Below are 22,517 nucleotides of genomic sequence, written 5' to 3' on the forward strand. Positions count from 1 at the left end.
ATCTTTCCCAAGTCCATTCGCCACTCGCTGAAGGTCATATAGCAAATCTGGTTCGAGTCTGCCTCTTGAAATAATCGTTTGTTAAAGAAAAGTCCAAGCGCAGGATCTGAGCTAGCGAAAATCCATAAATGCTATCGCCGCGAGTAGTCACATCTTCTACTATATTATCCCACTTGGGGTCGCTAAAATCAAATTCGTCAAGCGTGGAAACGTCATAGCATAAATTATTGGAAATCGCCATAGGCACATAGCTAGAAAATACACGGAATACTTCTGCAGAAGGATCGCCAGTTAATGTAGAAGTAGACATAGCTTCGAGAGTAGTGTCCCATTTGCCAACAGCAATCTCCTCAACAGAAAAATTATGTTTTGCCATCATCTCGTGGCGATACGCCCACAATGCCTCCTCTTGAGCATTGGCTTTTTCTTCAGGTTCAGAAGAAGCGCCCCAAGATCCGATTCGAACAACCAATCCACCCAGATCTCTAACAAGTTCTTCTGCAGGAGCAGTTGCCGTAGCCGTAGCCGTTACAGGAGCCGTTGTCGTTACAGGAGCCGTTGCCGTTACAGGAGCCGTTGTAGTTGCAGGAGCAGTTGTAGTTGCTGTTTCAGTGTCTGAACATGCAGTTAAAGCGAAGATCATTGCCGATAATAGACCGATTTTTTTTAAAAGTTTCAATGTAATACCTCCTCATATAAAATAATAAAACAAGAACTTAAGCTGAATTTGATGCTTGTGTAGCAAATGCCGATGCCTGAGCCGTAGCCGTTGCCTGAGCAGTTGCTGTTGCCTGAGCAGTTGCTGTTGCCTGAGCCGTAGCCGATGCATGAGCCGTAGCCGATGCCTGAGCCGTAGCCGATGCCTGAGCAGTTGCTGTTGCCTGAGCCGTAGCCGATGCCTGAGCAGTAGCCGATGCCTGAGCAGTTGCAGTTGCCTGAGCCGTAGCCGTTGCCTGAGCAGTTGCTGTTGCCTGAGCAGTTGCTGTTGCCTGAGCCGTAGCCGATGCATGAGCCGTAGCCGATGCCTGAGCAGTTGCTGTTGCCTGAGCAGTTGCTGTTGCCTGAGCCGTAGCCGATGCCTGAGCAGTAGCCGATGCCTGAGCCGTAGCCGATGCCTGAGCCGTAGCCGTTGCCTGAGCAGTTGTCTGAGCATGAGCAGTTGCTGTTGCCTGAGCAGTTGCTGTTGCATGAGCATGAGCCGTTGTAGGAGCGGTTGCCGTTGCATGAGCAGTTGCTGTTGCCTGAGCAGGAGCTGTTGCCTGAGCAGTTGCTGTTGCCTGAGCAGTTGTAGTTGCCTGAGCCGTAGCCGATGCCTGAGCCGTAGCCGTTGCATGAGCATGAGCCGTTGCATGAGCAGTTGCAGTTGCCTGAGCCGTAGCCGATGCCTGAGCCGTAGCCGTTGCCTGAGCAGTTGCTGTTGCCTGAGCAGTTGTCGATGCCTGAGCCGTAGCCGATGCCTGAGCCGTAGCCGATGCCTGAGCCGTAGCCGATGCCTGAGCCGTAGCCGTTGCCTGAGCAGTTGCTGTTGCCTGAGCAGTTGTCGATGCCTGAGCCGTAGCCGATGCCTGAGCCGTAGCCGATGCCTGAGCCGTAGCCGATGCCTGAGCCGTAGCCGATGCCTGAGCCGTAGCCGATGCCTGAGCAGTTGCTGTTGCATGAGCATGAGCCGATGCATGAGCAGTTGCTGTTGCCTGAGCAGTTGCCGATGCCTGAGCCGTAGCCGCTGCCTGAGCCGTAGCCGCTGCCTGAGCCGTAGCCGCTGCCTGAGCCGTAGCCGCTGCCTGAGCCGTAGCCGCTGCCTGAGCCGTAGCCGATGCCTGAGCCGTAGCCGATGCCTGAGCCGTAGCCGATGCCTGAGCCGTAGCCGATGCCTGAGCAGTTGCCGTTGCCTGAGCAGTTGCTGATGCCTGAGCCGTAGCCGATGCCTGAGCCGTAGCCGATGCCTGAGCCGTAGCCGATGCCTGAGCCGTAGCCGATGCCTGAGCCGTAGCCGATGCCTGAGCCGTAGCCGATGCCTGAGCAGGAGCTGTTGCCTGAGCATGAGCCGATGCCTGAGCCGTAGCCGATGCCTGAGCCGTAGCCGATGCCTGAGCAGTTGCAGTTGCATGAGCAGTTGCTGTTGCATGAGCAGTAGCTGTTGCCTGAGCAGTTGCTGTTGCCTGAGCCGTAGCCGATGCCTGAGCCGTAGCCGATGCCTGAGCCGTAGCCGATGCCTGAGCCGTAGCCGATGCCTGAGCCGTAGCCGTTGCATGAGCAGTTGCTGTTGCATGAGCAGGAGTTGTTGCCTGAGCCGTAGCCGATGCCTGAGCCGTAGCCGATGCATGAGCCGTAGCCGATGCCTTAGCAGTTGAGCAGTTGCCTGAGCATGAGCCGATGCCTGAGCCGTAGCCGATGCCTGAGCAGTTGCCGATGCCTGAGCCGTAGCCGATGCCTGAGCAGTTGCTGTTGCATGAGCAGGAGCTGTTACAGGAGCGGTTGCTGTTGCCTGAGCAGTTGCCGATGCCTGAGCCGTAGCCGATGCCTGAGCCGTAGCCGATGCCTGAGCCGTAGCCGATGCCTGAGCCGTAGCTGTTGCATGAGCATGAGCTGTTGCCTGAGCCGTAGCCGTTGCCTAAGCATGAGCCGATGCCTGAGCCGTAGCCGATGCCTGAGCAGTTGTAGTTGCCTGAGCCGTAGCCGATGCCTGAGCCGTAGCCGATGCCTGAGCCGTAGCCGATGCCTGAGCAGTTGCTGTTGCCTGAGCATGAGCCGATGCAGGAGCAGTCTTCCTCATATAGGTAGCAAATGATAAAAGGGGACTTGCATAAATAACTATATATTATATAATGTATATGAAAAAGTTGATAAATAAAGAAGGAATTTATATGARAAAATTARAAAAATTACTATCAGAAAATATATTAATAGCAGGARTATATAGTAATCCTCGCAAAAAARATATCGCYGGAAAGGTAACAATYCGCCCAATTGTAATACAAAAYAGAGCCTTGTTTCAAGTAGAAGCGYTTAGAGATAATAAGGCGTACCATCAAAATCTTGATGAAGCAGAATTATTGGAATTTATGCTAGAAACTTGTCGAGATTATAAACAAATTCAGCTATATACTGCTGCTAACGATTTTACAATTTTGGTGAACAAGAAGGGTGATCTGGCTATAAAGCGTTCTGATGCAACAAAGAAGGTGGAAATGAATAAATTGCATAATAAGGAGAAAAACTATATCTTGAACCCAAATACCTCAGCTGAATTTTTTATTAGTCTAGGAATAATGGACGAAAATGGCAGGGTAAAGCCTTCAAAATATGATAAGTTTAAGCARATTAATAAGTATATAGAGATTGTTGCGAATGTAATTGATGAGCTRAARTTGGATTTTTATAGAATTGTGGACTTTGGATGCGGTAAGAGTTACCTGACTTTTGCATTATATCACTTTTTAACTCAGATTAGAAAAAAAGAAGTTGAAATTATAGGATTGGATTTGAAAGCAGATGTAATTGAATTTTGTGATCAGCTGGCCAAAAAACTTAATTATGATAATTTGAAGTTTCAAGTGGGAGATATCGGAAAGTACACAAGTGATAAAGCAATCGACATTGTAATATCGCTTCACGCTTGTAATACTGCAACAGATTTTGCAATAGATAAAGGAATTAGATGGAAAGCAAAAGCAATTTTAGCCGTACCTTGTTGTCATCATGAAGCATATACACAAATTGAAAATGCGCAGCTTAATGGAATTTTAAAACATGGAATTTTAAAGGAAAAAATTGCCTCTCTTGTAACAGATGGATTGCGAGCAACATTGCTGGAGGCATTTTCATATAAAGTTGCTGTTATAGAATTTATTGATTCGAGCCACACGCCAAAAAATATTTTAATCAAAGCAATATTGCTGGATGCGGGATTTAATTCAAAAGTTTTTGAGGAGTACCAACAGATTGCAGATATGCTAGGTCTTAATCTAACATTAGCAAAATTAATAGACAAATAAGGAGAAGAGATCACGATGGACTTTATAGATTATGAGCAGCTGGCTAGACCCAATATTCACATGCAAGCAAAGAATTTTAAAAAAATAGAAATTGTCGATGATGGTGTGCCTAAAATTTTATATCCACTAGATCCGAACCCAATGTCGCGTCCTGGATTTCCTATGGAGAAAATTTCTGGTATTGTAGTTCACTATGTAAATAATCCAGGTTCAACAGCAGAAAATAATAGAGATTACTTTAATAGCCTAACCGAACGATACGCCAGCAGTCACTATATTGTGGGTTTGCAAGGCGAAATTATTCTCTGTGTTCCAGAAGAAGAAGTTGCCTATCACGCAGGAAATCGCAATGTCAATTATTCGCATATAGGAATAGAAGTATGTCACCCAGATACCTTTGGAAAATTTAGTGATATAACGTATAATTCACTAATTGACCTTACAAAGCAGCTATGTAGAAAGTATAAGCTCAATCCGCAAACAGATGTGATAAGGCATTATGATGTGACAGAAAAGCTATGCCCAGCATATTATGTGCATAATCAAGAGGCATGGGACAAGTTTATAGATGACATCACTTTTGTTAAAATAGGTGAGTTTAGCAGTTAAAAAAATGTCCGCTCCCCCCATCCGAGGGGAGTTAATTATCGTACAGGTCTATTAGGTTTAAGCAAAACTTCACGCGCAAGCTTACCTTCACGCGTTTTATACATCAAATACCAAATTTTAAGCGATTTGAGCAACTGCTTTTGTCTGTTTAAAAATTCGTTGATAGCATAGTCGACATTAATTTCGTCTGGAAATGCATCCTGATGCTCAAGTAATACATTGCCATTCTCGGTAAATGATACTAGCATAATTCCCTTAACTTTGTCGGTAAGCTTAGCAACTTCTTCTTTAAGCTCCTGTTTAAGCCCTTGAGGCATATCATCAAAATATGGTTCAAAAAATAATTTTTTATCTGCTGCATTAAGAGCCATTGCAATTTTCTTTTCCATAGCAAAATCCTTTCAGTTTTTTTTCTACATTTAACCATGAATTTTTAGATATGTCCAGAAAAAATTTTAGAATATATATTATTTTTAATGTCAATACTCTATTAGGATATTGGAAAGGAATTAATATATGTACTATAAACTCATAACGTATACTCTAAAAGGCTTATTACCAGTCAAAGTCGATGTAGAGGTTGATATAAATACTGGCATGCCTGGGTTTGAAATTGTGGGGTTACCAGATAATTCTGTAAAAGAATCGAAGGACAGGATGCGTACTGCTATTAAAAATAGTGGGTATCCATTTCCGATTAGTAAAATAACCATAAACTTGGCACCGGCAAATTTAAAAAAAGAGGGTTCGCTATACGATCTTGGAATGACTATGGCTATAATGAAGTGCAACAAAACTATAATACCTGAGATATCGAATAAGTATTTATTTTTTGGAGAATTAGCGCTTGATGGGAGCCTTCGTAGTTCAAAACAATTGTTTCCTATATTGTGTGCATTAACACAGTTTCCAGAGTTAGAAGAATATACTTGTATTGTTCCGATTGATAGCAAATCTCAGGTGGATTGCTTATGTAATGATAAAATTTTATATGCAAGCAATCTGACCCAAGTGGTTAATTTTGTAAATAACAGAGGYGATGAGTTAGTTAGAAGTAGCACTGAGCAAAAGACAATTTCRAAAGTGGCAAATACAGGGGATTTTAGTGAAATTCATGGACAAGAACGCGCAAAAGAGGCAATGATTATAGCTGCAAGTGGCTATCATAACCTATTACTAATAGGGCCGCCCGGATCTGGCAAAACGTTGCTCTCGAAAAGTTTTCCATCATTGTTTCCGTCACTGAGTTTTGAAGAGATAATACAGTTGACGCAGCTATACTCGGTGGCTGGGTTGCTACCAACAAACGAATTGATGGTGCAAAGGCCGTTTAGAACGCCGCATCATACGATAACGGCACAGGCTCTATGTGGTGGTGGGCAAGATCCAAGACCTGGAGAAATCAGCCTAGCGCATCTGGGGATATTATTTTTAGATGAGTTRCTAGAGTTTAGCAAGCGGACGCTAGAAATACTGCGGCAGCCAATGGAGTCAAAAGAAATAACCATTGCGAGGGCCAAAAGTAATATTACGTATCCAGCAGATTTTTTATTGATTGCATCAACCAATCCTTGTCCATGTGGATATTATCCAGACCGCGACAAATGCACCTGTAGTTTGCCTGCAATAAGAAATTATCTAAACAAACTTTCGGGGCCATTATTAGATAGGATAGATTTGCATATAGAAACAGAGCCGATAGACTTTAGTATGTTTAAGGAGAATGCCAAATCGATCTCGACAGATCAGATGAGAGACAAGATAAATGTGGGGCTTGAAAGGCAACAGCATAGATTTAAAGATAAAAAAAATTATTTTAATGCGCATATGAATGTCAAGGAAATTAACGAATTTTGTAAATTAGCAGACCCGGTAAACGATTTGTTAACAAGCTGGTTAGAAATATCCAAAGGCAGTGCCAGAAGCTATCACAAAATTCTTAAAATTGCTAGAACAATAGCAGATGTAAATGACTCTGCAGAAATATCAGAATATCACGTATCAACAGCAATACAGTATCGGTCGTTAGATAGCAATTTTTACAAATAAGCTTTCTCATAGTAATTCAATGTAGTTTATCCCAGGRTTAAGACGTAAAGTATTGATTATGTGATCTTCATCTAAATCAGATGGAAAGGAGAGTGTTATAAATAGGGAAATAATTTTTTCACCAGCAACTTTGGATTTGTGCAAATCAATATTATGTAATATGCATCCAGATTCTTTGCAATTATTAATAATAGTGCTAACTTCCTTTAGAGAAGTAACTTCTATATAAAGCTCATGGGGAACAATTTTTAGATGAAGTTTAGACTCATATTTATGAAAAATTGTAAGCGTACTAATAATAAAAATCCAGCTGATCAAAGCACCACTATAAAATCCGATGCCAATGGCCAATCCTAAGCAAGCGCAAGCCCATAAACCCGCAGCAGTGGTAACTCCTTTAATCTGCTGTTTACCAGTAACAATAATAGTACCAGCACCAATAAATCCGATACCACTGATAACTTGTGCGGCTATTCTGGTAGGGTCTCCGGTTGGGCCAGTAACATACGTAAAAATATACTGATTAGTTAGCATAGCAGTAGTAGCGCCGAGACAGACTAAAATATGAGTTTTAAATCCTGCGGCTCTACCTTTTTTACCGCTCAATAGACCCAAAGTTCCCGAAAATATTGTTGCGAGAACTATTCTAAATGCAATTACTGCGATATTGCTTAACGAAAATTGTGCTGTGACAATGCTAAAATCAGCCATAAAAATTCCTCCTTAGTTAGATTGCTTTAAAATTATAAATGGGTTTTATAATCCTTATTATATCGACACTATCTTGAATATTGTTAATGATCTCATCAATATTTTTATAAGCAAAGCAACTTTCATCAATTGTAGAAGAACAAATAGAAGTTGAGTGAATACCCTTCATAGATTTTTTAAACATACTGAGAGTGATTGTATTTTTGGATGTGATGCGATTGATTGAGCGCCCGGCTCCATGTGGTGCAGAAAAATTCCACTTGGGATTTCCTTTACCGATTGCGAGAATGCTTCCATCGCGCATGTTGATGGGGATAATAAGTAATTCACCAGCTTGTGCGGAGACAGCTCCCTTTCGAAGAATCTTTGTTTTAATGTCTATATAGTTATGTACAGTATCAAAAGCTTCATAACCATCTTCTTCAGTAGCAAACGACACTCTTCCTCGAAGTGCCTTGATAATATCGTAGGCTATAGCTTTGCGRTTCCAATATGCGAATTCGGTTGCAATTTCCATGTCATGGAGATAATTTTCCATAAATTCACCATCTAGATACGCAAATTCTTTGAGAATATGATAGTTTTGTTGCCGGAGATTTGGAGTATCTGATTTTGGTAAAKGYTGAATAGACTGCTTCAATTTTTTGGTATATTGAGAGTTGCTTTTCTTTAAAAGTTCATAAGCAAGATTTTGATAATACTTAGCGACATCGCTGCCGAGATTTCTGCTACCAGAATGAATGGTAAGATAATATCTGCCCAATTCATCGTAGCTAACTTCGATATAATGGTTGCCCTCACCTAAGGTGCCCATCGAAAACTCTGCGCGAGCAAAATCAATAACAGGGCAGCGTAACTCATATAGAGGAACTTCTTTGATAAATTTATGAACTTTTTTGCGAAGATTAAAGCCAGAAGGAATTGTGACACGGAGTTTTTTATCAAATTCATTGATCCAATCTAATCCTTTAACTACTTTAATAGGCTCAACTCTAACACCGCAACCTATGTCAACGCCAATAAGATTTGGAATAATTTTATCTTTAACTGTCATAGTGGTTCCGATAGTACAATTTTTGGCAACATGAACATCAGGCATTATGGCTAGATTGCTATTTTCGGCTGCTAGATTATTGCATAGTTTAAGGATTTGATTTATAGATTCCTGATCAATATTTTCTGTAAAAATTTTAGCAGTACAATACTTTCCTTCTAATGTCAACATAAAAATCCCTTCTTTCATAGATTAAGTCAAATCAGATTAAGTCGGTGTTGCAAATAAATGTTAATTAAGAGTGAGTAAAATTTCGGCCCACTTAGCATCATTATACTGAATGCTAGCTTTTCTGATAGCAAGAACGAGAACAAGTTTCTTTTCTTGAACAAAGTTGGTATCAGTTGCCAAAATCTTGCCTAAAATCTCTTCTTGAGAGGAAATTAAATGAATTAAAGTAGTAACGTTACGAGGCAATTTATCAGTGGCTAATTGTGAATGTTTGCAAGAAATGGGATGAACATAGCTAAAATACCATGCGATGCTATCAGCGCTTAAGTTATATTGTTCTAGTAAATGAATACCTTCTAAATCTCCAATACTGCAACACTTGCTGAGCAGGCGAATTACAAGCAAGCGATGGTAGACATCATTTTTTCCGAAAATAGTTTTGTAAGTCTTAAGTAGCTCCTCAAAGTARTGAGGCATAACAAGAATATCGTTATATATATAAGTATAGCTAGATTTATTGAGAATTTCGGGAGTGATGGCAGATAAGTCGGTCTTGCCGGTTAAGAAATCAGTGTATTCCGCAATTCGTAGATTATGAGCCATAAAAGTTGAAAACCATTGCGCATCTAATTCTTCAGCTGGAGGATACATATTTTTTGGATAATGATACATAACGATAGCAGTTTTATTTGCAGGAGTACTATTTGATAATGTGGTCAAAGATTCAAATATAGTAGGAATTTTGCTAAATATGCTGTTAAAATTTTGATTTTTGGTATCAATTGTRAGATGTCGTAAACGATAACTCATAGTTAGTCCAATGATACAAAAATTGTCTAACCAATCATCTTTCCCCGCAATAGTATATGCYAGTAATAACCCAACATTTTCACCCAAAATTTTTCGAGCAGCAGTAGAAATAGGAGCTGTTACAGCCTGAGTTTTAGCATCAAATGTGAGTAAAGATTTAATAGTATCATTAGAACTTTYTTCTATAGCATTGCGAAGCAAATTCTTCAAAGTTTCTATAAAGTCATATTGATCATTTGTATCTTTACGCAGAGAAAACGCAAGAGAAATAATTATTTTTTCCAAAGTATTCCAATCGTGATTATATATATCATCTGGATTTGGTAATGCTATAAGTAGATTTAAGTCATCTGTAAAAGTTGTCAATGAGCATTTACTTAAGGTTAATACTAAAATTTTGGCTTGATGTAGAAGAGATAATGCTTTAAATTGGTTAGAATATTTTGTAGTAGAGCTGTAAGTTCTAAAAACTATTAGTTTATCAGCATCAGAAAGTAAATGAAATATTACATCAACAAATTCTGAATAACCTTCTTCTTCAGACAATTCATCTAAATCAGAAATCCAGCTGTATGAGTATTCCAAATTAACATGATACTTAAGAATTTCAGAAAGCATTAATTCTTTTTGACTTTTTTCGCAGATTAAATAATCAATAATGTGATTAATAAGATCCGTACTGAAGTTATTTGCTTTTTTTAGACATTTCATAAATGGTTCCATTATATATCCTCCCTATTGTTAAAAAATATAATTTATACGATATTATTATACTACAGCATATAAATGCGATCAACCATAAATAAAAGCGAAGGTGRCTATAAAATAGGGAGAGAAAATAAGAATCATCATTATAGCATATGATGCCAGCATGATTTTGGTGTGCAAGAGTATTATACAATAATATGAAATACTATTTTAATATACCAATAGCATTAAACGGAAACACTCTAATACCTCCAATAGCAACAAGGTCCTCTCGATTAACAGAACCAAAATATCGGCTATCGGCACTGTTAAGCCTGTTATCACCCATAACAAAAAAATGATTTTCGGGAACAGTCAAAGGAAACACTATATTGGGATTTAATGGAAAAGTAGAATTAGGATGATTTAAATAGGGCTCATCGAGTAAAACTCCATTTACATAAAGATTACCAGCATAGAGATCGAGTTCGTCACCAGGCAAGCCAATAACGCGTTTAATTAAATTATCTTTGCCATCAAAAAACACCACAATTTCTCCTCTTTCTGGTTTACGATAATAAGGGGTAACTTTATTCAAAATAAAATGATCACCAATAGAAATTGTAGGAATCATCGAACCAGAAGGTACTTCAGAATGCATAAATACAAATTGCATAATGAGGGCAGCGGCAACAATGGCAAGAAGTAATTCTATTGTAAATTCCAAAAATTGCTTTGCTTTAAGCAACATATCAATCAACTCCTTTTAATATGTATTATGACCTATTTAAACAGAAAAAATTATCAAAATTTAAGAAAGTGATACTATTGAAGTGGAAATGATAGTATCACCAGCAATGATTGCCTATTTTAACATATGAATATTGTCAAAAGGAAAAAATTTAAATGCACCAATCGAAACCAAATCTCCTCTATAAATAGGACCAAAGTCCCGGCTATCTGCACTATTAAGGCGATTATCGCCCATCACAAAATAATGATCTTGAGGCACAACAAAAGGAAATGTAATACGATAATTTAAGGGATAAGTAGAATGAGCATCTTTTAAATAAGGTTCATCTATGAGGGAGCCATTTAAATATACATTTCCGGCRATTAAATCGATTTCATCACCAGGTAATGCAATGACGCGTTTGATTAAATTATCTTGTCCATTAAAAAATACAACAATATCGCCTCTATCGGGTTCTTTATAATATGCAGAAACTTTGTTAAGTATAAGATGRTCGCCTATAAGTATGGTGGGAATCATCGAACCAGTAGGAACGGTAGAATGCATAAACACAAACTGGGTAAGAAGTACAGCRGCTAAGACGGCAAGTAGCAATTCGACGGTGCTATTAAAAAAATTTTTGATTTTAAGTAACATAAATTTTGCTCCTTTTGTGATATAATGGTAAATCTAGTATAACATTATTCAAAAAAAAAGATAAGTAGCAAACTAAAAAAAATAAATTGGTGCATACTAAATATGTAAAATAAATATAAATGGGAGGCAAAAAATGAAAAGAGTAATTTTTATTGTCTTAGACAGCGTAGGGATAGGAGAAATGCCAGACGCAGATGCATATGGAGATGTGGGTGCCAGTACACTACAGCATGTATATGATAGCAATGACGGATTAAAATTATTGAACTTGAAAAAATTAGGACTATTTAATATTGATGATATAAACGTAGGAGAAAAAGAAGCCAATCCAGYGGCATCATATGGCAGAGCRCTAGAAATTTCTAAGGGAAAGGATACAACAACGGGGCACTTTGAAATGATTGGTGTAAATACAGCAGTACCATTAAGAACATATCCACATGGTTTTCCGAAAGAAATAATTGATGARTTTTCGGCTAAGACAGGCAAAAAAGTAATTGGCAATATTGTAGCATCAGGAACACAAATTATAGAAGATTTGGGAGAAGAACATGTAAAAACCGGAAATTTGATAGTCTATACATCGGCTGATAGCGTGTTTCAAATAGCGGCACATGAAGAAGTTGTTCCATTGGAGGAYCTGTATCGCTACTGTAAAATAGCAAGAGAGATATTGCGAGGCGAAAACGAAGTCGCAAGAATTATAGCAAGACCGTTTGTTGGTACTGTCGGAGCATTTGTACGAACTGCAAATAGGCACGACTATGCAACGGAGCCAGCGATACCAAATTTGCTATATCGTCTAGATRCTGCAGGAGTGATGGTAACAGGGGTAGGGAAGATTAGCGACATCTTTGCAGGAAAACATATAGCAAAATCATATCCAACAAAAAGCAATAAGGAGGGAATGGAGATAACGATCAAGCTTGTAAAGGAGCAGAGGCAAGGGTTGATATTTACAAATTTAGTAGATTTTGATATGAAATATGGTCATAGAAATGATGTTGCGGGGTATGGAGCGGCGTTAGAAGAGGTCGACATACAAATTGGCGAGTTGCTAGAATTTCTCACAGAAGACGATTACTTATTTATAACGGCAGACCATGGGTGTGACCCTACATTTGTAGGAACCGATCATACAAGAGAGAGTGTGCCAGTAATAGCATATAAAAAAGGTTCAGCATCAGCTAATCTGGGGACTTTAGAGACTTTTGCAGACATTGGMCAAACCATTGCAGAAATTTTTAAAGTCGAAAAGCTAGATATTGGTAAGAGTTTTTTGAATAAATTGGAATGTTAAGGAGGCATTATGTCAAAGATATTGAATGACAATAATATTATTTTATTTCAAGGAGATAGCATTACGGACTGCAGTAGAAATAAGTTAGACGATGAGAGTCTGGGAAATGGTTATGTAAAATTGGTCAATCATTATATAAAAACTCATTATCCGGAATTGAATATGAAATGTATAAATAGAGGTATGTCTGGTAACCGATCTAAAGAGTTAAGAAAGCGCTGGGAAAAGAATACATTGAGTTTTGAAAAAATCGATGTACTTTCTTTGTATATAGGAATTAATGATACTTGGAGAAGATATGATACGGGAAGCGTAACAGATGTGGCTGAGTTTAGAGATAACTATTTATATTTTTTGGATAGCACGAGAGAAAAGTTCGGAGACATTGAAATTATACTATTGAGTCCATTTGTATTGCCAGTAACACCTGGGCAGCTGGAATGGAAAGAAGATTTGGGTCCCAAAATTGAAGTGATAGAAAATATTGCTAAAGAATATGACGCAAAATATATTCCATTGCAACAGAGTTTTAATGGGCAGTTAACAGTAGATACGCCAGGTTGCTATTGGACTCGCGACGGAGTGCATCCGACTGCCAAGGGACATGTGCTTATAGCAAAGGAGTGGATCGATCTAATTTAAGGAGGGATTGCTATTTCAGCAAAATCAGTAGAAAAGGAACGAACTAGAAATTATTTACTTGATAACTTAAAAGGGATTTTGATATTTTTGGTAGTGCTGGGACATTCGTTGGAGCTATATATAGCAGAGTCATTTGTTATAGAAGTGGTCTATATCTTTATATACTTATTCCATATGCCTGTCTTTGTGTTCATTTCGGGCTATTTTTCAAAGAATGTTGGAAAGTGTAGAATGAAAGCCTTTAGAAATTTCTTAGTTCCGTATCTGATTTTTAATACGCTTTGGGCAATAGTAAGTATTCCAGTAGTTGGGTGGAGAAATATTTCGCTACTTACACCAGGATGGGCATTGTGGTATTTAATAAGTATGTTTTGCTGGAGAATTTGTTTGAGAGATTTAATACGAGTTAAACATATTTTTTTAATAAGTCTGATAATAGGAGTAATAGTAGGTTTTTCGCCAGAGGTGGGAACGTTTTTATCGATATCGAGAACAGTATTTTTCTTGCCATTTTTTTTAGGAGGGTATTTCCTAACAGAAGAGCAATTACTGAGTTTTAGAAGTAAAAGTAAGTTGATTAGTATTTTTATTATTGCCGTAACAGCTGGAATAGCAGTTATCTTTGCATATTTTGAAATTATCCCAGCGGAATTTTTATATGGAAGTCATGATTATTATGAATTTGAAGCACCTATTTGGGAACTTATTCTTAGTAGAATGGGAGTTTATGTAATAGGATTTGCATTTGTATATGTTTTAGTTAATATGATTAATCCTAAAAAAACATTTTTTAGCAAGGTAGGTACCAATACATTTTCGGTATATATTCTACACACATATTTAGTATCGCTGGTGTATATAGTAAATTCGATTATACCATTTTTTTGGATAAAAATTATTATTTGTATAATAACGAGTATGTTGATTACGTATGCACTATCTCGAAATAAAGTGATGTGGTATTTGAATAAGTTGATTAATATTGTTGTATCGATGTGGGCAAAAAAGCCCAAAAAAAGAGCTGCCCCATAAGCAGGGCGGCTTTAATATAACAAAAAGCTTTCAATATATTTAGACCAGGTAGATTCAGAATGCGTATCGCCAACGCCAACATTTAGATAGATATTGTGTAGCGGAACACCTAGCTGGAGTAATGTTCTGAAATACGCAATTGTATCGTTTACATATTTTTGGGCTAGTAGAGGATCAGTAGACATGTGACCTTCTGCGGTGCCAACATGAATGAAATATTTCATCGCGGAATTGGGAGTGGTGGCYTTGAGATAATCAAACCATTCGTTATTGGTATATACCCAAGAAGCAATTGAGAATATCCCAGCTTTTGCAAAGGCGGTTGGGTATTGCGAAATTATAAATGCAGTAACTAATCCACCCATAGAGCTTCCGATAATGGCRGCATCTTCGGGGATAGTTTTATATTTGGCATTAATAAATGGCACCAATGTGTTTACAAAAAATTTTGCATACTCATGAGCTTTTCCACCAACGTTTATATCAAAGCCTTCTTTAAAAATATAACTGCTTACAAAAGGCAAATATTCGGTTGGYCTTTCAGTATCAGCATTGTCGATGGCAACGATGATCATTCCCTTTGTTTTGCCAGCCTGCTCCATGGCAGTAATGGTATCTAAAACTTCCCAGCTGCCAGTGTTAAATGGACCTTTGCCAAAAAATACGGCTTTGCCATCATGAAAATATACTACAGGATATCGTGTGTCATCATTGTCATAATTATAAGGCAAATAAACTCTAACGGTGCGAGTAGTTGCTGTTTCCATATAAGGTGTTTGCATCAGATGCTCTTCTATTYTCCACATATAAAAAATCTCCTTTAGCATTTTAAATTTATATAAGCTAGTATGCTATATGATGAAAAAATATATACAGAAATATCATAATAATTGATAGATATAGAGTTTTAGTGATATATTCTATTTTGTTATACTAAAATTTGTCGAAAAATGATATAATAATATAAAATAAAACTAGGAGGTATTTTATGATTTCGAAAAAAATGCAAGAATTAGTAGCAGGAAGTTCTGTTATTCGTGCAATGTTTGAAGAAGGAAAGTTGATGGCACAAAAATATGGTGTAGAAAACGTGTATGATTTTAGTTTAGGAAACCCAAACACAGCCCCTCCTGATGCAATAAAAGAAGATATCTATGATATATTGAAGAGAGAAGAGCAAATTCATGGCTATATGAATAATTCGGGATATGAGCAAACAAGAAATAAAATAGCGGCAGTGACAAATGCAAAGTATGGATTAGAGCTAAGCGCAGATAATATATGCATGTGCGTCGGAGCTGCAGGAGGGCTAAATATTATATTAAAAACAATTTTGGATCCAGAAGATGAAGTAATAGTGTTTGCACCATTTTTTGGTGAATATAAACATTATATATCAAATTTTGATGGGAAAATTGTGGTAATTCCTCCAAATCCACCGAGTTTTTTGCCAAATTTTTCGGCACTTAAAGCATCGATTACACCGAAAACTAAAGCAGTGATAATTAATACTCCTAATAATCCGACTGGAGTTATATACGATAGAGCGACATTAACGGAATTGGCAAATATATTAGAGGAAAAGCAACAGGAGATGCTGAGTCAGATATACTTGATATCAGATGAGCCGTACAGAGAAATAGTTTACAATAATGTAGAAGTACCAAATGTGTTATCCTTCTATAAAAATACGTTTATAGCATATTCGTATAGCAAATCTTTGTCGTTACCCGGAGAGAGAATCGGCTACGTTATTAGTAGCTCAGAGATGTCTGATCTAAAAGAAGTGGTAGCCGGGCTCAATGTTGCAAACCGTGTATTGGGATTTGTAAACGCACCATCGTTGTTTCAAAAATTGGTAGAAAGATATGTTGATTTCGATGCAGATATTAGTTTGTATAAATCAAATCGAGATATTTTATATAGTCATTTGAAATCGTTGGGATTCGAGTTAAATAATCCAGAAGGGGCGTTTTATTTATTTCCAAAAGCACTGATAGAAGATGATGTAGAGTTTTGTGCAGAAGCAAAGAAATTTAATTTATTATTGGTACCAGGCAGCGCGTTTGGATGCAAAGGCTATTTTAGAATTGCATATTGCGTGAGTGCAGCGACCGTGAATAATTCATTGGAGGCTTTTGCGAAGCTTGCAAAGTACTATAATGATGTTGTACAATAATCGCAGAAAGGTTAGTGCAATGAAAACTATATTTGATAAATTGAACAAAAGCTGGAATATAAATGGAGATACACATAGTTATAAGAGAGAAATTTCGTATTTAATAAATCAATTATATATTAAAGATTACTTTGAAGATATAGTAATTGTAAGTCAGCGAATATTAGATCTAGCATTTAAATTTAGTATTTGTAAAGTGAGACATAATGATGCGCTGATTGGATCTGAGCTAGTTCTAAAAGAGCTAACAGAGTTGCATGGAATAAACAAAATTTTTGTGTGTAACCAAGACTTTGTGCATCCTCAAAACAGTGCCAGCTATAAAGATGCGATTAGAACTTTGGGACTGTGGTGTGAGATTATTAGATATGATGAGAATAAATCTTTGGAGCCTATAGAACTGATACATCGAGGGCAGCGTTTTAGAGTAAATAATAGATTAGTTGAGGCGTATCAAATCATAGAAAATTGGGAAAAAGTAGGTAGATGGAAAAAATTAATCAAAATAGCGAAGTTGATATTGCAAGATTATAAGAAGAAGAAGAGTATTTTTGAATATATTTGCGATTTGTTTGGAGATTTGTGTGATATTTTTATTTTTTATATTGATCTTGATATGCCATTAAACTTGGAACGTTTTGTAAAGCTTGTAATACAAGAGAATAAACTAAAGGAAATTCAAATACCCGATAGAATCGATGCGCATCCTCAAAATATAATCTTATTTGACTTAGCACTAGACTTTATAGAGCAATGGAGTATACTTAAATATCCGCCAATTATAGAGCGAAATAAGCTAGGGATGTTGGTAAACAATCATATTATAGAAGACAATTGCAGTGAAGAAGAAGACATTGCGACAATATTGTTAATCTGGAGCGAATTAGATAGTACAGATTTCAACTACAAGATGCTCATTAATGACTTGAATATGCTGTTGTTGGATAAAGATGGTGATTTACGGAGGGGATGGGATAATTTTAATTTGACCAAACACTTAATTGCGAATATGATGGCATATAATGAAATTAAAAGTAGATGGTTTGTAGAATTGGAAAGTTATGAGAGATTTTTGAGATTGGTGAGTAAGGAATTTGATTTGCAGCTAAACCTGGCAGAAACATTGGGTTACTACTTTATTAATGATGAAGAACAATATTTGATATCAGTTAAAAAGATGAAGTCAATTTGTAAATATAGCTAAAAAGAAACCAGTCCTCTAAATCAAGGGCTGGTTTCTTCTATAGATAAACTAGAAATAGGCTGACTTTCGGCAATTTGTTGTTCAATATAAGAATTATCATCAAACTTATTATTGATATAAGTAACAGTTTGAGCAGTAACTACCGAAGCGATTAGATAAACCGTTGCTATTAACGACACATTACTTTTTTTCATATTAATAATTATCCCCCTTATTGCCTTATTAAATAAAGTATGTGCGAAATCACAAATTTATATGCTGCTGTGAGTAACATGGAAAAACTTTTATAAAATAAGATATGTATAATATAAAAAGCTAGCCTCCTAAAATAGGAAACCAGCTCTAAACAATCGGGGTGACAGGACTCGAACCTGCGGCCTCCTGGACCCAAACCAGGCGCTCTAGCCAAACTGAGCCACACCCCGATATAAAGCGCGAGACGGGAGTCGAACCCGCGACCCTCTCCTTGGCAAGGAGATGCTCTACCACTGAGCCACTCGCGCACTGCTTTTGACGTGATTATAATAACATGAAGTCTATTATATGTCAACACCTTTTGTAAAAAAAATATTTTTTATTCGACTAATTTTGATCAAAGTCGAGTTTTTTATCGATAATATTAACAATATCACGTACTTGTTTAAATTTAGCGATATCTTTATGAGTGAATTCAAATCCATATTCGGCTTCTATATCCATCGCAATTTGATATAAATCTAGAGAATCTGCATTGAGGTTGTGAAGCAAATGTGATTTTGGTTTGATCTTAGATATAGGAATATTTAGACTTTTACTGATTATTTCTTTAACCACATCAATTGTCATTTAATCACCGTTTCATTTTTTGGTATTATTATATGCAACGGTGAAGTAAGTTGACACATCCTATTAGGTTTCAAATTTAGCACTAATTTTATTAACTAAATTGAGTCTAACAAATTGTTCGACCTGGAATACAGAACTGGTTACTTCTTCTGATTTGGAGTTGCCATGAATTTTAACTACCAAGCCTTTGAGACCTAAAATAGGTGCGCCACCTTTRTTATTATAATAGAATTTGCTTTTTATATTTTTTAATCCTTTTTTCATAAGGAGTGCAGCGAGTTTGGTCGTTATGCTTCTAGTGAATTCTTCTTTTACCATACCAAATACCCAATTTCCAAAACCTTCCATAAATTTGAGTATCACATTTCCTACGAATGCGTCGCATACAATGATGTTTGCATCGCCAGAAGGAATTTCTCGTGCTTCTAGATTTCCTATAAAGTTGATAGATTTATCTTCGCTGATGAGTTTAAAAGCTTCTTTTGTAAGTTGATTGCCTTTTTCTACTTCGGTTCCGATATTTACTAATCCAACAGTTGGTTTTTTTGTTTTAAGACATTCTTCCATATATACAGAGCCAATCTTAGCAAATTGATATAAAAACTCAGGTTTACAATCCACRTTTGCTCCGCCATCAACTAGTAATGAATAACCTTTTTTGGTGGGAATYAGTGGTGCAATAACAGGGCGTTTGATTCCTTTTAATCTTCCAACAACAGACGTCGCTCCAGCCACTAGTGCGCCAGAATTGCCCGCAGAGATAATTCCCTTAACGGCATCGTCTCGGACCAAACGGAGACCTATCGCCATAGAGGATTCGCGCTTAAGTCTAACAGCATTAAAAGAATCTTCCATAGTAATAACATCATTGGCATTTTGAATTTCTATTCGTGATGGATCAAATTTATATTTCTCGAGCTCTTGTTTTATAATATTTTCTTTACCCACTAAGACAAGTGTGGCTTTACATTTTTCATTTGCAATAGCATTAATACAGCCCTTTATTATTTCCGCAGGTGCATTGTCACCGCCCATAGCGTCTATAGCAATTTTTATCATAGTAGAGAGCCTACCTTTCGTATATGAAGTAAAATTTTGACATGTGAAAAAGACAGCCGCAGCTGCCTTATAGTTAATTGACCTTAATAACTTCACGTCCAGCGTATGAACCACACACTTTGCAAACATAATGAGGCAACATAAGTTCTCCACATTTTGAACAAGGAGCAAGGTTTAGAGGAGAGAGTTTCCAGTTAGCTTTTCTAGAGTTTCTTCTCGCTTTCGACGTTTTTCGTTTTGGTACTGCCATTTTTTACACCTCCAATTTTACCACTTTCGCTATTATACATTATTTAGAGGCATTTTGTCAACGTAATATCTATTAGCTTAGCTTTTTTTTCTAAAATTTTTAATGTGTTTAGAAAGGTCTTTTTTATACTTAGAAAAGCTTTTTTCGAATTTTTTCATTGATTTTTTCATGTCCATCTTAGATGCACCTCCAATTAAGTCAATCACAGCTAAAATTTAATTATTGTACAACCTTTACGCAATCTTGCGCGATCATTAATTCTTCGTTTGTAGGAACGAGTAATAATTTTACTTTAGAATCTGCAGTAGTAAGATCTCTCTCAACACCGCGACATTGATTTTTCTCAGGATCGAGTTTAACACCCATTCCCTTAAGAAGCTCTGCCATTTCTGCGCGCATAGCCGTATTATTTTCACCAAGTCCACCAGCAAAGCAAATGGCATCGACTCCACCCATCAATGCAGCGTAACCACCAATGTAGAATACTAATCTATGTTGCACTGCATCCATGGTGAGGCGGCAAACAGGGTCTCCGGCCGTAACACCATCTTCGATTTCTCTAAAGTCACTGCTTATTTCAGATAAAGCAAGTACGCCAGACTTTTTATTTAGGATAGAATCCATATCGTTTGCAGAAATACCTTCTTTGTCCATCAGATATGGAATAATAGCAGGATCGATATCTCCGGAACGAGTTCCCATAATTAGTCCTTGAAGAGGAGTCATTCCCATAGAAGTGTCTATAGATTTTCCGCCTTTTACAGCGCAAATAGATGCCCCGTTTCCTAGATGACAAACAATAATTTTGGTATCTTCGATTGGTTTTCCTAGCATTGCGGCAGCTCTTTGAGATACATATTTGTGAGATGTTCCGTGAAATCCATATTTGCGAACACTGTATTTTTTATAAAATTGTTTTGGAATAGCATACATAAATGCTTCTGGTTTCATAGTTTGATGGAAAGCCGTATCAAAAACAGCGACCATCGGTACGTTAGGCATAAGTCTTTTGCAAGCAGAAATTCCCAATAAGTTTGCAGGATTATGAAGAGGAGCCAGTTCCGCACAATCTTTAATCGCATCAATTACAGCTTGATCAATGAGCACAGATTCATTAAATTTTTCTCCGCCATGAACCACGCGATGCCCAACTGCTGCAATTTCATCGACAGAGGCAACACACTTAGTATCCCCAGTTGTCAGCATTTCAACCATTTTTTGTAGTGCCATTTCATGGTCAGGAAAATTACACATAACTTTTACGGCTTCTTGACCCTCTGTTGTATGCTTAATAAAAGATCCGTCAATACTGATTCTTTCGCAAATTCCTTTGGCGATAATGTTGTTATGATTCATGTCTAAAAGTTGATATTTTAATGAGGAACTACCACAATTTACTACTAATACTTTCATTTTTTATTCTCCATTCCAGCCTCGAAGGCCTAATTAATATTATTTAACGTGTTGAGTTTGAAGAGCAGTAATGGCAACAGTACCAACAATGTCATCAGCAGAGCATCCGCGAGATAGATCATTTACAGGCTTTGCTATACCTTGAGTAACAGGGCCATAGGCTTCCGCTTTAGCAAGTCTTTGAACCAGTTTGTAGCCAATRTTTCCGGCATCGAGGTTAGGGAATATTAGTACATTGGCTTTACCTTGAAGTTCACATGTTGGTGCTTTGAGAGAACAGATTTCTGGAACAATAGCGGCATCGAGTTGCAATTCTCCCGCGATTAAAGTATTTGGACAAAGCTCTTTAGCTAATTTGGTAGCATCTTGCATTTTGTCTACAAGTGGATTGTGAGCAGAACCATGTGTAGAGTAAGAAAGCATAGCAACTCTAGGCTCGTGTTGAGTTAATTGTTGGAAGCTTTCTGCAGAACTTTTGGCAATCTCCGCAAGTTGTTCGGCAGTTGGATTTTCGTTTAATCCACAGTCTCCAAATAAGAACACACCGTTATCTCCATACTCACAATCAGGTACAACTACAATAAAGAATGCAGAAACAATTTTTGTTCCAGGAGCAGTCTTAAGAATTTGAAGTGCAGGGCGCAATACATTTGCACTAGAATTGGCAGCGCCAGCAACCATTCCATCAGCCAAGCCCATTTTAACCATCATAACTCCGAGAAATAAATCTTTGGTAGTTAAAAGCTCTGTTGCTTGTTCTAATGTGAGTCCTTTGGATTTTCTAAGATTATATAATTCGTTGATATATTCATYCATYTGACTAAAGTGTTTTGGATCTATGATAGTTGCTTTAGATAAATCGAGACCAACAGCATCCGCAGCTATTTTTTTGGGATCTCCAATTAAAATAAGTTTGGCCAARCCTTCTTTCAAAATTGTATCTGCAGCTTGTAGTGTACGCATATCATGAGATTCTGGTAGTACTATAGTTTTTTGTAAACCTTTAGCGATTTGTTTTATAGAATTTAAAAATGACATTAAAAATACCCCTTTACATGTAATATTTATATAATTAAAATAAGTTGTTACATGGATATTATACCCAATGTATTCCAAGTATACAATACCAAAATTCAA

The 22,517-nt window shown here is 37.4% G+C and carries 23 protein-coding genes and 2 tRNA genes; 8 read left to right on the plus strand and 17 right to left on the minus strand.

Going from position 1 to position 22,517, the window contains the following annotated elements; genetic code table 11:
• Nucleotides 1-34 precede the first annotated feature (34 nt).
• Together EPU_RS11640 and EPU_RS13580 are read right to left on the minus strand one after the other, a co-directional pair.
• Nucleotides 35-679 carry a hypothetical protein gene (locus tag EPU_RS11640; protein ID WP_010167434.1) on the minus strand — a complete coding sequence of 215 codons (645 nt, stop codon included), beginning with the start codon at nucleotides 677-679 and terminating at the stop codon, nucleotides 35-37.
• A gap of 1,932 nt (nucleotides 680-2,611) precedes the next feature.
• Nucleotides 2,612-2,773 (minus strand): hypothetical protein, encoded by a 162-nt coding sequence (locus EPU_RS13580; protein WP_010167436.1) that lies wholly within the window; start codon nucleotides 2,771-2,773, stop codon nucleotides 2,612-2,614.
• 214 nt (nucleotides 2,774-2,987) lie between these two features.
• Between EPU_RS13580 and EPU_RS05505 the strand changes: the two genes are divergently transcribed.
• Complete coding sequence (locus EPU_RS05505; protein ID WP_198006401.1) at nucleotides 2,988-3,995, plus strand: class I SAM-dependent methyltransferase; 1,008 nt, start codon at nucleotides 2,988-2,990, stop codon at nucleotides 3,993-3,995.
• 15 nt (nucleotides 3,996-4,010) lie between these two features.
• Nucleotides 4,011-4,604: a peptidoglycan recognition protein family protein gene (locus EPU_RS05510; RefSeq protein WP_010167441.1), complete on the plus strand. Its 594-nt coding sequence runs from the start codon at nucleotides 4,011-4,013 to the stop codon at nucleotides 4,602-4,604.
• Between the two features lie 35 nt (nucleotides 4,605-4,639).
• Here EPU_RS05510 and EPU_RS05515 read toward each other — a convergent pair whose 3' ends face one another.
• A complete protein-coding gene (locus tag EPU_RS05515) occupies nucleotides 4,640-4,993 on the minus strand; it encodes a DUF6145 family protein (protein WP_010167443.1) in 354 nt (117 codons plus the stop codon).
• A 127-nt stretch (nucleotides 4,994-5,120) separates the two neighbouring features.
• Between EPU_RS05515 and EPU_RS05520 the strand changes: the two genes are divergently transcribed.
• On the plus strand, nucleotides 5,121-6,653 hold the full coding sequence (locus EPU_RS05520; protein ID WP_029488081.1) for a YifB family Mg chelatase-like AAA ATPase: 1,533 nt from the start codon (nucleotides 5,121-5,123) through the stop codon (nucleotides 6,651-6,653).
• Between the two features lie 6 nt (nucleotides 6,654-6,659).
• Here the strand turns inward: EPU_RS05520 and EPU_RS11650 are convergent, their stop codons facing one another.
• From EPU_RS11650 to lepB (EPU_RS11655), 5 genes are all read right to left on the minus strand, one after another.
• Nucleotides 6,660-7,364, minus strand: a complete 705-nt coding sequence (locus EPU_RS11650; protein ID WP_052296464.1) for an MgtC/SapB family protein — start codon at nucleotides 7,362-7,364, stop codon at nucleotides 6,660-6,662.
• 16 nt (nucleotides 7,365-7,380) lie between these two features.
• The gene (locus EPU_RS05530; protein ID WP_029488082.1) at nucleotides 7,381-8,589 is read right to left on the minus strand and encodes an RtcB family protein; all 1,209 of its coding nucleotides are present in this window, start codon (nucleotides 8,587-8,589) and stop codon (nucleotides 7,381-7,383) included.
• Nucleotides 8,590-8,649: 60 nt separating this feature from the next.
• Entirely contained in the window at nucleotides 8,650-10,122 is a 1,473-nt protein-coding gene (locus tag EPU_RS05535) for an RNA-binding protein (protein WP_029488083.1), read from the minus strand.
• A gap of 190 nt (nucleotides 10,123-10,312) precedes the next feature.
• Nucleotides 10,313-10,837, minus strand: a complete 525-nt coding sequence (lepB, locus tag EPU_RS05540; protein WP_010167453.1) for a signal peptidase I — start codon at nucleotides 10,835-10,837, stop codon at nucleotides 10,313-10,315.
• A gap of 114 nt (nucleotides 10,838-10,951) precedes the next feature.
• Nucleotides 10,952-11,476, minus strand: a complete 525-nt coding sequence (gene lepB, locus EPU_RS11655; RefSeq protein ID WP_044149620.1) for a signal peptidase I — start codon at nucleotides 11,474-11,476, stop codon at nucleotides 10,952-10,954.
• Nucleotides 11,477-11,609: 133 nt separating this feature from the next.
• On the opposite strand from lepB (EPU_RS11655), the gene EPU_RS05550 reads away from it, so the two are divergent.
• From EPU_RS05550 to EPU_RS05560, 3 genes are read left to right on the plus strand one after another with little or no spacing between them, the layout of a single operon-like run.
• Entirely contained in the window at nucleotides 11,610-12,776 is a 1,167-nt protein-coding gene (locus EPU_RS05550) for a phosphopentomutase (protein ID WP_029488086.1), read from the plus strand.
• A gap of 9 nt (nucleotides 12,777-12,785) precedes the next feature.
• Nucleotides 12,786-13,418, plus strand: coding sequence for an SGNH/GDSL hydrolase family protein (locus EPU_RS05555; RefSeq protein WP_010167457.1), 633 nt, complete (start codon nucleotides 12,786-12,788; stop codon nucleotides 13,416-13,418).
• A 12-nt stretch (nucleotides 13,419-13,430) separates the two neighbouring features.
• On the plus strand, nucleotides 13,431-14,450 hold the full coding sequence (locus EPU_RS05560; protein ID WP_029488087.1) for an acyltransferase family protein: 1,020 nt from the start codon (nucleotides 13,431-13,433) through the stop codon (nucleotides 14,448-14,450).
• A gap of 11 nt (nucleotides 14,451-14,461) precedes the next feature.
• Here EPU_RS05560 and EPU_RS05565 read toward each other — a convergent pair whose 3' ends face one another.
• Complete coding sequence (locus tag EPU_RS05565; protein WP_029488088.1) at nucleotides 14,462-15,256, minus strand: alpha/beta hydrolase; 795 nt, start codon at nucleotides 15,254-15,256, stop codon at nucleotides 14,462-14,464.
• Between the two features lie 182 nt (nucleotides 15,257-15,438).
• Between EPU_RS05565 and EPU_RS05570 the strand changes: the two genes are divergently transcribed.
• The gene (locus EPU_RS05570; RefSeq protein ID WP_010167462.1) at nucleotides 15,439-16,629 is read left to right on the plus strand and encodes a pyridoxal phosphate-dependent aminotransferase; all 1,191 of its coding nucleotides are present in this window, start codon (nucleotides 15,439-15,441) and stop codon (nucleotides 16,627-16,629) included.
• A gap of 19 nt (nucleotides 16,630-16,648) precedes the next feature.
• The gene (locus EPU_RS05575; RefSeq protein ID WP_156778404.1) at nucleotides 16,649-17,833 is read left to right on the plus strand and encodes a hypothetical protein; all 1,185 of its coding nucleotides are present in this window, start codon (nucleotides 16,649-16,651) and stop codon (nucleotides 17,831-17,833) included.
• Between the two features lie 20 nt (nucleotides 17,834-17,853).
• Here the strand turns inward: EPU_RS05575 and EPU_RS13585 are convergent, their stop codons facing one another.
• The 8 genes from EPU_RS13585 to pta form a co-directional block, all read right to left on the minus strand.
• A complete protein-coding gene (locus EPU_RS13585) occupies nucleotides 17,854-18,027 on the minus strand; it encodes a hypothetical protein (protein WP_010167466.1) in 174 nt (57 codons plus the stop codon).
• Between the two features lie 156 nt (nucleotides 18,028-18,183).
• Nucleotides 18,184-18,258 (minus strand) — tRNA-Pro (locus tag EPU_RS05585).
• 6 nt (nucleotides 18,259-18,264) lie between these two features.
• Nucleotides 18,265-18,336: transfer RNA gene (locus EPU_RS05590), tRNA-Gly, on the minus strand.
• A 79-nt stretch (nucleotides 18,337-18,415) separates the two neighbouring features.
• On the minus strand, nucleotides 18,416-18,658 hold the full coding sequence (locus EPU_RS05595) for an acyl carrier protein (protein ID WP_010167468.1): 243 nt from the start codon (nucleotides 18,656-18,658) through the stop codon (nucleotides 18,416-18,418).
• Nucleotides 18,659-18,721: 63 nt separating this feature from the next.
• Nucleotides 18,722-19,717 (minus strand): phosphate acyltransferase PlsX, encoded by a 996-nt coding sequence (gene plsX / locus EPU_RS05600; RefSeq protein ID WP_029488090.1) that lies wholly within the window; start codon nucleotides 19,715-19,717, stop codon nucleotides 18,722-18,724.
• A 73-nt stretch (nucleotides 19,718-19,790) separates the two neighbouring features.
• A complete protein-coding gene (gene rpmF / locus EPU_RS05605; protein WP_010167472.1) occupies nucleotides 19,791-19,967 on the minus strand; it encodes a 50S ribosomal protein L32 in 177 nt (58 codons plus the stop codon).
• A gap of 219 nt (nucleotides 19,968-20,186) precedes the next feature.
• Nucleotides 20,187-21,380, minus strand: a complete 1,194-nt coding sequence (locus tag EPU_RS05615; protein WP_010167476.1) for an acetate kinase — start codon at nucleotides 21,378-21,380, stop codon at nucleotides 20,187-20,189.
• 39 nt (nucleotides 21,381-21,419) lie between these two features.
• Nucleotides 21,420-22,418, minus strand: coding sequence for a phosphate acetyltransferase (pta, locus tag EPU_RS05620; RefSeq protein ID WP_029488091.1), 999 nt, complete (start codon nucleotides 22,416-22,418; stop codon nucleotides 21,420-21,422).
• Nucleotides 22,419-22,517: the final 99 nt, after the last annotated feature.

Origin of the sequence: Candidatus Epulonipiscium viviparus (assembly GCF_000171335.1) — a bacterium.
GTDB lineage: Bacteria > Bacillota > Clostridia > Lachnospirales > Cellulosilyticaceae > Epulonipiscioides > Epulonipiscioides viviparus.